Here is a 13459-nt window from a genome sequence, read left to right on the forward strand (position 1 = left end):
AATCTCTCAATTTCTAAATTATTTAATCTCTTAATTAAATTTTTTATATCGCTGATTCTTTCTTAAAGTAAGCAACGAAATCTTCCATGCTCATTACTCCAAGATCACCTTCTCCACGTCTTCTTACAGAAATTGTGCCATCTCTCTCTTCATTTTCCCCTACAACAAGCATAAATGGAATTTTATTCAATTCCGCATCACGGATTTTTTTACCGGTTTTTTCGTTTCTGTCATCAATCTGACCGCTAATATCGTGATTTTCCAAAAATTGTGAAACTTTTTTCGAATAATCTACATATTTTTCACTGATCGGAAGAATAATAAACTGATCCGGAGCCAACCATAATGGGAAGTCTCCCGCAGTATTTTCAAGCAAAATAGCAATGAAACGCTCCAAAGAACCGAACGGTGCTCTGTGAATCATCACCGGTCTGTGTTTCTCGTTATCATTTCCGATGTAGTGAAGATCAAATCTTTCAGGCAAATTATAATCAACCTGTATGGTTCCAAGCTGCCACTTTCTACCCAAAGCATCTTTCACCATAAAATCCAGCTTCGGACCGTAGAATGCTGCTTCACCATATTCAACAACAGTTTTCAAACCTTTATTATTCGCTGCTGTGATGATCGCATTTTCTGCTTTTTCCCAGTTTTCATCAGAACCGATATATTTTTCTTTATTTTCAGGATCTCTTAACGAAACCTGAGTCATGAAATCTTCAAAACCTAAAGATTTGAAAACGTACAATACAAGATCAATTACCGCTTCAAATTCTCCTAAAAGCTGATCCGGAGTACAGAAAAGGTGAGCATCATCCTGAGTAAATCCACGAACTCTTGTCAATCCGTGAAGCTCTCCGCTTTGCTCGTATCTGTAAACAGTTCCGAATTCTGCATATCTTTTCGGCAAATCTCTGTAGCTCCATTGTGAAGTTTTGTAAATTTCACAGTGGTGAGGGCAGTTCATCGGCTTCAGCATGAATTCTTCTCCTTCATTCGGAGTTTTAATAGGCTGGAAGCTGTCTGCTCCATATTTATCCCAATGCCCTGAAGTTACATACAATTCTTTAGAACCGATATGTGGAGACATTACAAATTCGTAACCTCCTTTTTTCTGAGCTGCAGAAAGGAAATTTTCCAATTTTCTTCTTAAAGCCGTACCTTTTGGTAACCAAAGCGGTAAACCTGCACCTACTTTTTCAGAAAATGCGAAAATTCCAAGTTCTTTACCTAATTTTCTATGATCTCTTCTTTTTGCTTCTTCTAATCTTTCAAGATATTCTGTTAATTCTTTCTGTTTGGGGAAAGAAATACCGTAAACTCTTGTTAACTGAGGATTTTTTTCATTTCCTCTCCAGTATGCTCCAGCAGCATTTAGCACTTTAAAAGCCTTTACAATATTGGTATTCGGAATATGTCCTCCACGACAAAGATCTGTGAAATCATCATGTGTAACAAAAGTGATTTCTCCGTCATTCAGATTAGAAATCAATTCTACTTTATAAGGATTATCTGCATAAGTTTTTAATGCCTCTTCTTTAGAAACAGGGTATAATGAGAACGTTGAACCTTTTTTAGCATTTTCCAATACTTTTTTCTCAATTTTCTCAAAATCTTTGTCAGATAAACTTTCGTCGCCGAAATCTACATCATAATAGAATCCGTTTTCGATTGCAGGACCGATTGTTAACTTAGCATTCGGATAAAACTCAAGGATAGCCTGCGCCAAAAGGTGAGCAGAAGAGTGCCAAAAGGCCTTCTTTCCAAGATCATCATTCCATGTCAACAACTGTATCGTAGAATCCGTGGTTATAGGTGTGGTCGTTTCTACTTGTTGGTCGTTTACAACTGCGGAGATGGTGTTTCTAGCCAATCCCTCGCTTATAGATTTTGCCACATCTAGCGGAGTAACTCCCGCCTCGAATTCTTTGACGCTATTGTCTGGAAGTGTAATTTTTATCATTGTTTACTAAGAAATTTTAAGTTGCAAAAATACGCATTTTTTATTTAAAATACTACTATACGAGATATTTGAAGATATATTTAATACTAAAAGATGAATTAAATCGTTTTAGATAATTAATAGCTGATCAAACTATTAATTATTAGCAGGTTAAAGCAAAAATAATATCGGTGTCATTTTCTTTTAAATCTAACTTTTTCCTTGATAATCTCGATTACATCAACATTTCTCACTTTAGATTTTACCCAGCCGTGAATATCTATATACAATAATGATCTTCTGTAGTACTCATTTTCAGAGAAAAATTCGAGCTTTTTATCAAATATTTTAAAGGATTCCAATTGCTTATCGGGAAGTAAATTATTTAAATTTTTAAAAAATTGAATACTTTCAAAATGAAACTCATCAGGTTTTTTCATTTTCTTTGCGAACTTTAAAGTTGCTTTAATAAATTCATCATAATCTTCATCGTTTCCTGATTCGTATTTTGCCATTAGAATTAAAATTCTTGTGTGAAAAAGCAAATCTTCCTGAACATTTCCCTTAGATTCAATTATTTTTAATGAATACTTTATCGAAGTCTCAAACTTCTTACTTCCGAAAAACATTGCTGCCATTTTCAGATACAAAATCATATAATGATGCTCATCAATTTTATCCCTGAATTTTTCCATTTTCAGCTCGATTTCAGGAATTAATTTTGAACCGGAAAAGAATTCACCTTTCACAAAGTGAATATTCATTAAAGTATTGTAATGCGTCATAAAAACAAGCAATTGCACATTTTCATTTTGAGTAAAGCTTGAAGAGCTAACAATTTGATTGAACTTTTGAAAACTCTCTTCCAGAATATCGATATTTCCATACAGAAAAAGGATTTTTAAGAGGTACGTATTTCCTTTGATATACCAAACAGGATGACTTACGATCATATCCGGATTTTTGTGAAAAAGATCAACCCATTGAAACGCATATTTTAATGTATATTTATATTCCTGAAGCAATTGGTTTTTCCATACATGCGCTTTGAAATACCATAATTTCTCAGTAAAATTCAATTTTTCAAAAGCTATTTTCTGAATTTGAGCAGTAAAAATTTTCATGATTTCCGCTCGATCTGTATCGTTTTTCACATAACCATGCGTCAGCATTTCGCTGTATAATTTTAACGAAAGATTGGATAATTCGGTTGCATAATGATTCTGTTTGTTTATTTCAGTAGACTGTTTGATGAGTTCATCGGCACGACCTTCAATACTTCGTGTAATAAATTGTGATTCAATTACTTTCTCTAAATCTATGATTTCTGAGGCAATACTTTTTTCATCTAATTCTAGTGCGGTTTGTTTTGTTTTATCTAAAATTTTCAACGCTTGCTTATAAAGCCCTTTCTGGTATAAAATATTTGCAAAATCAAGCTGCTCACGCAATTGTATCCTGTAATTCTGATGACTTGGGTTCATCCTTAAACTCACCAGAATTTGCTTGTACAAATGGGCTTTAAGATTCGATAATTGCTGTTTTGTCGATATTTTTTTATTGATAATGATATTTTCATCATATTCTGACATTTTATCCATTTCTGAAAAAAGAAGTAGAAATTTAGCATCAGCATTAATTCCGAGACGATTAACGTACAGCTTGAATTGGCGCTTTTCAGAAGTTGTTAACGACTTTATCAAAACAAATAAAAAATCTTTCTGCAATTCTGCCATTGTAAATTTTAAAGATTTAAAAATATGATTATCAGTGATATAAGTTTAAAATTCAATATTTTGAGTATTGTAATTTTTTATAAAAACCAAAATGTATAAACGTTTCAACTTTTTAGTTTTGAATCAAAATTAAGTAAAAACTTCATTATGAATTCCGAAAAAATTGAAATTTTTGATACCACGCTGCGTGATGGAGAGCAGGTTCCTGGTTGTAAACTGAATACCGAGCAAAAATTGGTAATCGCAGAGCAGCTCGATGAACTAGGTGTAGATGTTATAGAGGCTGGTTTCCCAATTTCAAGTCCGGGAGATTTTCATTCGGTTTCAGAAATTTCAAAATTGGTGAAAAATGCAAAGGTCTGCGGATTGACGAGAGCGAATAAAAAAGATATTGATACCGCAGCGGAAGCTTTAAAGTTTGCCAAAAGACCAAGAATTCACACGGGAATCGGAACTTCAGATTCTCATATTAAATTTAAATTCAATTCAAATAGGGAGGATATTATTGAAAGAGCAGTTCAGGCGGTAAAATATGCTAAAACTTATGTAGAAGACGTAGAATTTTACGCCGAAGATGCTGGAAGAACGGATAATGATTATTTGGCAAAAGTTTGTGAAGCTGTCATTAAAGCAGGCGCAACTGTTTTAAACATCCCTGATACAACAGGCTATTGCTTGCCCGAGGAATACGGAGAAAAAATAAAATATCTAAGAGAAAATGTAACTGGAATCGAAAAAGCAATTCTTTCCTGTCATTGTCATAATGATTTGGGCATGGCAACTGCAAATTCTATCGCTGGAGCTATTAATGGAGCCAGACAGATTGAATGTACTATTAACGGACTTGGAGAAAGAGCAGGAAATACCGCTTTGGAAGAAATTGTGATGGTTTTGAAACAGCACAAGCACTTAAATTTACATACGGATATTAATTCCAGAATGCTCAACAAAATGAGTGTTTTAGTTTCCGATCTGATGGGAATGCCTGTTCAGCCGAATAAAGCAATTGTGGGAGCTAATGCTTTTGCGCACAGTTCAGGAATTCATCAGGATGGTGTAATTAAGAATAGAGAAACGTACGAAATTATAGATCCTTCCGAGGTTGGTGTAAATGCTTCATCTATCATCTTGACAGCAAGAAGCGGACGTTCTGCACTGGCTTACCGATTCAAACACATTGGTTTTGATGTTACTAAAAATGAACTGGATTTCTTATATCAGGAATTTTTGAGAGTTGCTGATAGCAAAAAAGAAGTAAATAACGATGATTTAAACATGATCATCGAAAAAGTGACAAGAAAAATAGGATAGTAGTAAGATTGAACTATAATGAACAAAGATAAAAAAACACTTTTTGACAAAGTCTGGGATGCTCACGTTGTGGAAACAATTCCAGACGGGCCTCAAATTATATACATTGACAAACATTTGATTCACGAAGTAACAAGTCCACAGGCTTTTGCGGAATTAGAATCAAGGAGTTTAGAAATTTTCAGACCGAAACAAATTGTTGCAACCGCCGATCATAATGTTCCGACAGTGGATCAGGATCAGCCAATTCGTGATGAATCTTCAAGAAATCAGGTAGAACAATTGACGCAGAATTGTCGTAAAAATAATATTGAGCTGTATGGTCTCGGTCATCAATATCAGGGGATTGTTCACATCATCGCTCCTGAATTGGGCGTTACCCAGCCGGGAATGAGCATTGTTTGCGGAGACAGCCATACTTCAACACATGGAGCCTTTGGTTCCATCGCTTTTGGAATCGGAACAAGTCAGGTGGCACAGGTTTTTGCGAGCCAGTGTTTATTGTTGAACAAGCCGAAATCAATGAGAGTGAACGTCAATGGTAAACTGAATAAAGATGTTCAGCCAAAAGATGTTATTCTTTACATTATCTCAAAAATCGGAACAGATGGCGGAACAGGATATTTCTGTGAATATGCGGGAAATGTTTTCGAAGAAATGTCGATGGAAGGCAGAATGACGGTTTGTAATATGAGCATTGAAATGGGTGCCCGTGGCGGAATGATTGCCGCGGATGAAACTACTTTTGACTATATAAAAGGAAGAACTTTTGCGCCAAAAGGTGAAGATTGGGAAGAGAAAGTAGAGTATTGGAAAACGCTTCAAACAGATGATGAAGCCATTTTTGATTCAGAATTTTCTTTCGAGGCTTCTGATATTTATCCAATGATTACGTATGGAACCAATCCTGGAATGGGAATTTCTATTGATCAGAATATTCCGGCTCCGCAGAGTGAATCTGAAGAAAAAGCACTTCAATATATGGGCTTAAAAGCAGGACAATCTGTTTCTGATATTAAAGTAAATTATGTTTTTATAGGAAGCTGTACCAACGCAAGAATTGAAGATTTCCGTTCAGCAGCTAATTATATCAAAGGAAAAAGCAAATCAGAGCACGTTCAGGCTTTAATTGTCCCAGGATCTCAACAGGTTGTAAAACAGATTTTCGAAGAAGGATTGGATAAGGTTTTCAACGAAGCAGGTTTTCAGATTAGGCAGCCAGGATGTTCGGCGTGTCTAGCAATGAACGATGATAAAATTCCGGAAGGTGAATATTGTGTTTCTACTTCCAACCGAAATTTTGAAGGAAGACAGGGGCAAGGTGCAAGAACAATTCTCGCAAGTCCGTTAACTGCTGCAAAAGTTGCTATTGAAGGCAGAATTTTGGCTTTTGAAAGCTAAGCAAGAGTGAATTTTAAAAGTGAACAGTTAATTGTAAATTTTTCCACTTAATAGACATTCACAACTAACTTACAAAAGTAAAATTGACAATTCACATTAAATTATGATATAAAAATAAATGCAAAAATTAGTTATTGTAAAATCCCGTGCGATTCCTTTGCCGGCTGAAAATATAGATACCGACCAAATTATTCCTGCCCGTTTTTTAAAGAGTATTGATAAAAGTGGCTTTGGAGATAATTTATTTCGTGATTGGCGATATAATGTTCATACGAACGAAGAAAATCCTGATTTTGTTTTAAATAATACAAAATATTCAGGTGAAATTTTAGTTGCCGAAAATAACTTTGGTTGTGGAAGCAGCCGGGAACACGCAGCTTGGGCATTAACCGACTATGGTTTTAAAGTTGTTATTTCAAGTTTTTTTGCAGATATTTTTAAAGGAAATGCACTGAATAACGGATTACTTCCTGTGAAAGTTTCTGAAGATTTTTTAAAAGAAATTTTAAATGATATTACAGAAAATCCTGAAAATGAAATTACAGTCGATGTAGAAAAACAAACGATTACGTTTAAAAATAAAACTGAAAATTTTGAACTGGATTCTTACAAAAAGATCTGCTTGATCAACGGTTATGATGATATTGATTTTTTAATAAGTAAAAAACAAGCAATCAGAGAATTTGAATTAAAAACACAAAAAGTATATGAAAACTGATTTTAAAATTGCAGTTCTACCCGGAGACGGAATTGGTCCCGAAGTCGTTGCAGAAAGCATTAAAATTTTAGATGCTATTGCTGAAGCTTTTCATTATCAATTTGAATTTAAACAAGGTTTAGTGGGAGCTGAAGCCATTTATAAAATAGGAAATCCTTTACCGGACGAAACGTTGGAAATCTGTAAAGAATCTGATGCCGTGCTTTTCGGTGCAATTGGAGATCCTGCGTTTGACAATAATCCTAATGCAAAAGTCCGTCCTGAACAGGGATTATTGAAGCTTCGTAAAGAGCTTGGGCTTTTTGCTAATATCAGACCTTTGAAAACCTATTCTTCTTTAATTGAAAAAAGTCCGTTGAAACAGGAAATTATTGAAGGAACAGATATTCAGATTTTTAGAGAATTGGTGAGCGGAATTTATTTTGGTGAAAAATTTACAGACGAAGAGGCGGGATATGCTTACGATATTTGTAAATACAGTAAGGAAGATATTGCTCCAATTGTTCATATGGCTTTTCAGGAAGCACAGAAAAGAAGAAAAAAACTGACTTTAATAGATAAAGCCAACGTTTTGGACACTTCAAGATTATGGAGAAAAATTTTCAAGGAAATTGCTGTCGAATATTCTGATGTAGAACTGGATTTTATGTTTGTAGATAACGCTGCGATGCAATTAATTCTCAAGCCAAAACAGTTTGATGTGATCGTTACAGAAAATATGTTTGGCGATATTATTTCCGACGAGGCTAGTGTGATTGGAGGTTCGATTGGGTTGCTTCCGTCTGCATCAATTGGGAATGAAAATGCGATGTTTGAGCCTATTCATGGTTCTTATCCACAGGCAAAAGGTAAGGGAATTGCCAATCCTATTGCTTCAATTTTGAGTACGGCAATGATGCTTGATTATTTAAAATTAGATCACGCCGCCGAAAAATTGAGAGAATCTGTAGAACATGCGATTGAACATAAATATGTTACGGTAGATCTTAATTCTCAGCAACCCTATTCTACCCATGAAGTTGGAAGTTTTATTGCTGATTATATTAAATATTCTGAGAAGTCGTATTATAATTTTGAAAATGTAAAAATCGGGAAATCAACGATTGTCTAAAAATAAGACTGTCAGTTCTGCTTCGTAAGTCAATAGTCAAAGGTAATTCACAAGCGGAGCAAATTGACCATTATTAATAGGGACATATTTAATTTCTATATTTGCTAAAAAGGTTCTGCCTCAATTGAGACAGAACCTTTTATTTTTCTTCTGTATTATCTGTTTTTCCTGATTTGTTTTTTGAAGATTTCTGAACATCCTCTTTATCAATATCAGGCGGATTTGTCTTTTCAGATGAAGCAGGAATATTTTGGAAATCCTGATTTTGCTTCTTAGTTTCTGCTGAATTTGTAGATTCTTCTTTTTTGTCTTTTCCTTTTGAGTCCATAATGCTTGAATTTATAGTCCTAAAATACCCAGTTTGCCTGTCTGGTCTTCTATTTTATAATTCAAAGCCTTTGCCAAAACGAAAATATTATTAAGATTTTCCATTAATTGTTCACGTCCTTCAGTTCTCAGCTGATTTTGATTAACAGATTTTGTTGCTGCTTCTTTAGCTTTCTGCGTAACGTTTTTAATATCCTTTTCAGAGATTCTGTTGAAGAATGAATCGTCCAGCGTCTGTATTTCCACACTTGGAGTAATTCTAATATCTGCGTCTGGTAATTCCTTAATAATCAATTTTTTATTAACGGAATCAACCTCCATTTTCATTTTATTAAGATCATAAGAAACCTGAGCCGTCGTTTTGGTATAAGTGATAATGCTGTTGCTTGAAACTTCTTTTCCGAAAACTTCATAGCCCATTTTTGTTTTTTGCATAGAAGACATATTTTGCTCCAGAACAACCATTTTATTCATTTTGGAAATCTGGTTAGTCAAAATGTAGTAATCTGATTTTTCAGTTTTTTGGGTAGGATTTAAAAAAGATTTCATTGCCCAAAAAAGCAAAAGTATTACAACAATTCCTGCAACAAACGGTATAATTATTCTTATATTCTTCAAAACTTATTTATTAAAAATTTCTTTGATAACAGATTTATCGTCTTTCTTTAAAATTTCAACCAAATCTCTTTCAATGTATCCGGTTGTAGGCATTTCTATGATTCTTCCGATTTCCTTACCATATTTTTCAACAATAATTGTAGGAACTTTTTGAATATTAAAGCGTGCTTCGTCACCTGTAGGAGATTCTTTCTTACGGTTTACGGCAATAATTGTTAATTTGCTGTAAGGATAGTTTACTTCCTCCAAAATCTTCATTAATCTCGGGAAATCTCTGTGCGAATCTTCACACCATGTTCCCATAAAAACGGTAATCGTGTAAGAATTAATTTTATCTTTCTTCAATTCTCCAATCGCTTTCTGGTCTAAGGCATATTCGTCATGTTCTTTTACGTACCAATCTGCGTAAGGAGCTTTCAAAAACTGATCTTTCAGTTGATTGCCCAAAAGCATTTTACCGTCATTTGTGGTTTCAACCTCACGGTTTACAACAACTTTTTGTGCCCTAAGCTGTTGAGTTGCCAAAAATAAAGCTGAAACAGCAATACTATTTGTAATAAATTTTTTCATACTATTTTTCGATAATTGTCTTCAAATCGGCAGGAGAGTAATATTTATTCTTTAATACTTTATGATCTGCTTTTCTGTAAACGTTGTATTTTTCTCCGGATTTTTCATAAAATGATTCAACCCCTTTTTCTTTGTAAAACTCTACTGTTTCCTTTGCCTGTTCTTCATTATCGCAAGCTTTAGACATATTAGAACGCTGAACTTCGTTGAACAACTCTACAAATTTGCTGCCAAGTCCGAATTCCAGTACCGCACCACTCAAAACGTATTGTAAATCGCACAGTGCATCTGCAATTTCTACAATATCATTATCTGCTATAGCTTGTTTTAATTCGTTTAATTCTTCCTGTAAAAGTTCAACTCTCAGGTTGCATCTTTCGGGTGAAGGAATTTGTGGTGTCTCTACAATAGGAGCTTTAAAAGTTGTGTGGAATTCTGCTACTTGGTTCAGGCTGTCAATTTTATCCATGAATATTTATTATTTAAAGCAAAGATAAAAATTAGAATTTAGAAGTTTACTGGTAAGTGAGAGTTTTTTCCATATCATCGTTTCTTTTAAGTGAGATTAATTTACCAAAGTAAAAAATATTTATTCTAAATGGTTTTTTAGAATATTTTATTGTCATATTAATACTACAAGCTTGTAGTATTAATATGACAATAAAATATTCATATGTATAACATAGAATATATATATTTGGCGCATGAAGTATTTGCGGAATATTCTGATTTTATTTTAATTACTGAATTTTAAATCTGTTTTTATAGGGAATAATTCTATTTAAACAAAATTAAATAGAATATTATTTTTACAATATAATTCATGATGAATATATAGTGTTTAAAATAAATAACCCGCAAGCCTTAATTTTTAAATATGAAATAAATTTGATTAAACGATTATTCTTGAAAATTAACTAAGCCCTAACTTAACTTATCACTATGAAAAAAAACAGACTTTATTTTGCAATCTTCATCTTAGGAGGTTTCGCTGCTAATGCTCAAGGTGTAGGAATCGGTACACCAACGCCGGCATCTTCTGCAATTTTAGAATTGAGTTCTCTCAACAAAGGATTTTTATTACCCCGAATGACTTCGGCAAACAGAGCTGCTATTGCAGATCCCATTGTCGGTCTTCAGGTTTTCGACACCAACACGAACAGTGTATGGGCTTTCGATGGCACCAACTGGAATACTCAGGATATCCGTTTACAAGGGACAAGAAACCATTACAGCTCGGATTCGGGACTTTCTTCTACAGGAGGAACCGACAATGTTGGGATTGGAAACAATTCTCTTGCTGTAAACTCTAGTAATAACAATGTTGCCATTGGTGCAGATGCTTTAGCGGTCAATACAGGATCAGGCAATACAGCGGTAGGACGTTATGCATTGACAGGAAATACAACAGGAATACAAAACGTTGCTATCGGGGTTAATGCAGGAAATACAATCACAACAGGAAACAGAAACGTTGCAATTGGAACCAATGCTCAGGTCGCAGATCCTACAGCACAAGGACAGGTAAGTATTTCCAATATTATCTTCGGAACGGGTGCTACAGGTACAGTAGCCGCACCGGCGGGTAATATCGGTATAGGTACTTCTGCACCCGCTAGCAAGCTTGAAGTAAACGGAGCTTCTACCAATACGGTTGCGTATAATGCAGGTGCTGGAAGAATAATCGATTACAGCCAGAGCAATCTTGCTTATACTACTGCAACTGCAGGTGCTTTTACTTTAAACAACATTAAAAACGGAGGCACCTACAGTCTTGCAGTGAGAGGGAGTGCAGCTGCAACATCTACTTTCACAGCAACAGGCTTTACAGTGAAATACGCCAACAACCGTGCTACCACAACAGGTACTGAAACAGTGTACACTTTTTTAGTAATGGGAACTACGGTATATGTATATATGTCTGCAGGATTTTAATTTAAAAACTTACAACCAGACATTTATGACAAAAAAAATTAAAGATCTCACAGTATTCTTTTTGCTGCTCGGTGCTTCGCAATATAGTTGGGGACAGGCGGCAGGTACGCCTTATATTATCCCGACACAAGATATACCCTTCAGTTTTCTTGCAGGGGGGACAGAGCGTGAAATGACTCTTAATATGGCAACTACTGCTGATGGAGGATACATAACGTTATCTGCCGCTAATTCTTCTGTAACCGGTGACGTTACAGATGCGAATCATGGCACTACAACTACTCCGGATGCATGGGTAGTGAAGTATGACAAGTATGGTAAAATAGAATGGCAGCGTATGTATGGAGGAAGTCTTTTTGAAACAGGAGCTGTAGCTACAGCAGCAATTAAGCAGACTTCTGAAGGAGGATATATTTTTACAATTGCTTCTACTTCTTCAGCATCAGGAGATGTAACCGGAACCGGTAAAGGGGCTGGAGATATCTGGGTAGTAAAAATAACTGCTACAGGAGCTATTACATGGCAGAGATTATATGGTGGTAGTGGAGGTGATAACTCCGGCGGGATTATTCAGACAGCCGATGGAGGGTATTTGGTTGGCGGATTTACACGCTCATCAGCAAACGGGGATGTAACGAGTACCAGAAATTCATTAAATGATTTCGATTTCTGGGCAATTAAAATAACCGCAACGGGAGCCATTACATGGCAGCAGACCTACACCAATCCTGGCCCTGCAAATTCAACAAATGATATGTCTGATTATATGAATAATCTTGAAGCTGCTATTGATGGTTCTGGATATATCATGGCTGGGCGTAGTAATTCAAATTATCGTAATACTTCTTCAAGTTATGATTATTTTATCATGAAAATAAATCTTACCGGGGCTACACAATGGCGAAGACTTTATGGAAGCAGTGGTCAGGATGACTTGCGTTCCATGTATCTTACTTCAGACGGTGGATATATTCTGGTGGGGAATACCGATAGCTCGACTAGTGGCGACCTTATAGGAACCAATCATGGAGGTGATGATATTTGGGTTATAAAAGCAAATGCAGCCGGAACTATTGAGTGGCAAAGGCTTTTGGGTGGTACAGGGATAGATGATGGGCAGTCAGTAATCCAAACTTCGGATGGAGGCTATATGATAGCGGGCATCTCCACTTCTTCTGCCAATGGTGATATTACGGATACTAATAAAGGATCTTATGATATTACCGTATTCAAATTAAGTTCTACGGGTGCTACACAATGGATGAAGTTATATGGCGGAAGCTCTGTAGATGGAGACAATAGAAATAGTTTATCTAATGGAGGATCTCTACTCCCTACCCGCATAAGGGAAACCGACGATGGGAATTATATAGTATTTGGCTCTTCAGGTTCCAGTGACAATGGCGATGTTACTGATACTAATAACGGAGTTGGAGGAACCACTAACTACGATCAGTGGCTCTTTAAAATAGATCAATCAGGTAATATTGTCTGGGTCCCGGATGTAGGACAAAAAAACTAAGATTCTAATAACACAATGAATACACTCATGAGAAGATTTAGGAAACCCTCCTCCTAAATTATTTAAAATCAATTTAGTTCTCATCATAATGATCTGCAAGATAAGTCTCGCAGATCATTTTGTTTATAAAAGGTTTGTCTGCTCATCAAGGCTTTAACCTCTTTGGGAGACCCTGTAGCCCGTTGTGCAAGGGGTTTCGCCCCCTTCATTAACACCCTAAGGGTCTTGATGAACGGTCTGGGGGGGGTGGGCAACGGGGTATACCCCC

12 protein-coding genes are annotated in these 13459 nt (G+C 35.6%); 6 read left to right on the plus strand and 6 right to left on the minus strand.

From position 1 onward, the window contains the following. Nucleotides 1–43: 43 nt before the first annotated feature. Together thrS and ASG22_RS16240 are read right to left on the minus strand one after the other, a co-directional pair. Complete coding sequence (thrS, locus tag ASG22_RS16235) at nt 44–1963, minus strand: threonine--tRNA ligase (RefSeq protein WP_055987019.1); 1920 nt, start codon at nt 1961–1963, stop codon at nt 44–46. Nucleotides 1964–2136: 173 nt separating this feature from the next. Further along, a complete protein-coding gene (locus tag ASG22_RS16240) occupies nt 2137–3678 on the minus strand; it encodes a hypothetical protein (protein WP_055987021.1) in 1542 nt (513 codons plus the stop codon). 147 nt (nt 3679–3825) lie between these two features. Between ASG22_RS16240 and ASG22_RS16245 the strand changes: the two genes are divergently transcribed. The 4 genes from ASG22_RS16245 to leuB all read left to right on the plus strand — a co-directional run bounded on the left by ASG22_RS16245 (nt 3826) and on the right by leuB (nt 8219). Next, on the plus strand, nt 3826–4989 hold the full coding sequence (locus ASG22_RS16245; RefSeq protein WP_082505033.1) for a 2-isopropylmalate synthase: 1164 nt from the start codon (nt 3826–3828) through the stop codon (nt 4987–4989). Nucleotides 4990–5007: 18 nt separating this feature from the next. After that, nucleotides 5008–6390: a 3-isopropylmalate dehydratase large subunit gene (gene leuC, locus ASG22_RS16250; RefSeq protein WP_055987023.1), complete on the plus strand. Its 1383-nt coding sequence runs from the start codon at nt 5008–5010 to the stop codon at nt 6388–6390. A 118-nt stretch (nt 6391–6508) separates the two neighbouring features. Continuing rightward, complete coding sequence (leuD, locus tag ASG22_RS16255; RefSeq protein ID WP_055987024.1) at nt 6509–7108, plus strand: 3-isopropylmalate dehydratase small subunit; 600 nt, start codon at nt 6509–6511, stop codon at nt 7106–7108. After that, nucleotides 7098–8219, plus strand: a complete 1122-nt coding sequence (gene leuB / locus ASG22_RS16260) for a 3-isopropylmalate dehydrogenase (RefSeq protein ID WP_055987026.1) — start codon at nt 7098–7100, stop codon at nt 8217–8219. Before leuD ends, leuB begins: the two co-directional genes overlap by 11 nt. A 139-nt stretch (nt 8220–8358) precedes the next feature. Here the strand turns inward: leuB and ASG22_RS16265 are convergent, their stop codons facing one another. From ASG22_RS16265 to ASG22_RS16280, 4 genes are read right to left on the minus strand one after another with little or no spacing between them, the layout of a single operon-like run. Beyond that, nucleotides 8359–8547 carry a hypothetical protein gene (locus ASG22_RS16265; RefSeq protein ID WP_055987028.1) on the minus strand — a complete coding sequence of 63 codons (189 nt, stop codon included), beginning with the start codon at nt 8545–8547 and terminating at the stop codon, nt 8359–8361. A gap of 11 nt (nt 8548–8558) precedes the next feature. Continuing rightward, nucleotides 8559–9164, minus strand: a complete 606-nt coding sequence (locus tag ASG22_RS16270) for a DUF4230 domain-containing protein (protein ID WP_055987030.1) — start codon at nt 9162–9164, stop codon at nt 8559–8561. Between the two features lie 3 nt (nt 9165–9167). Next, the gene (locus ASG22_RS16275) at nt 9168–9734 is read right to left on the minus strand and encodes a TlpA family protein disulfide reductase (RefSeq protein ID WP_055987032.1); all 567 of its coding nucleotides are present in this window, start codon (nt 9732–9734) and stop codon (nt 9168–9170) included. 1 nt (nt 9735) lies between these two features. Beyond that, the gene (locus ASG22_RS16280) at nt 9736–10203 is read right to left on the minus strand and encodes a nucleoside triphosphate pyrophosphohydrolase family protein (protein WP_055987033.1); all 468 of its coding nucleotides are present in this window, start codon (nt 10201–10203) and stop codon (nt 9736–9738) included. Between the two features lie 473 nt (nt 10204–10676). Between ASG22_RS16280 and ASG22_RS16285 the strand changes: the two genes are divergently transcribed. Both ASG22_RS16285 and ASG22_RS16290 read left to right on the plus strand, forming a co-directional pair. Beyond that, a complete protein-coding gene (locus ASG22_RS16285; RefSeq protein WP_055987034.1) occupies nt 10677–11669 on the plus strand; it encodes a hypothetical protein in 993 nt (330 codons plus the stop codon). Between the two features lie 25 nt (nt 11670–11694). Then, nucleotides 11695–13191, plus strand: coding sequence for a hypothetical protein (locus tag ASG22_RS16290; RefSeq protein ID WP_131726206.1), 1497 nt, complete (start codon nt 11695–11697; stop codon nt 13189–13191). Nucleotides 13192–13459 lie beyond the last annotated feature (268 nt).

Source organism: Chryseobacterium sp. Leaf405 (genome assembly GCF_001425355.1).
Lineage (GTDB): Bacteria > Bacteroidota > Bacteroidia > Flavobacteriales > Weeksellaceae > Chryseobacterium.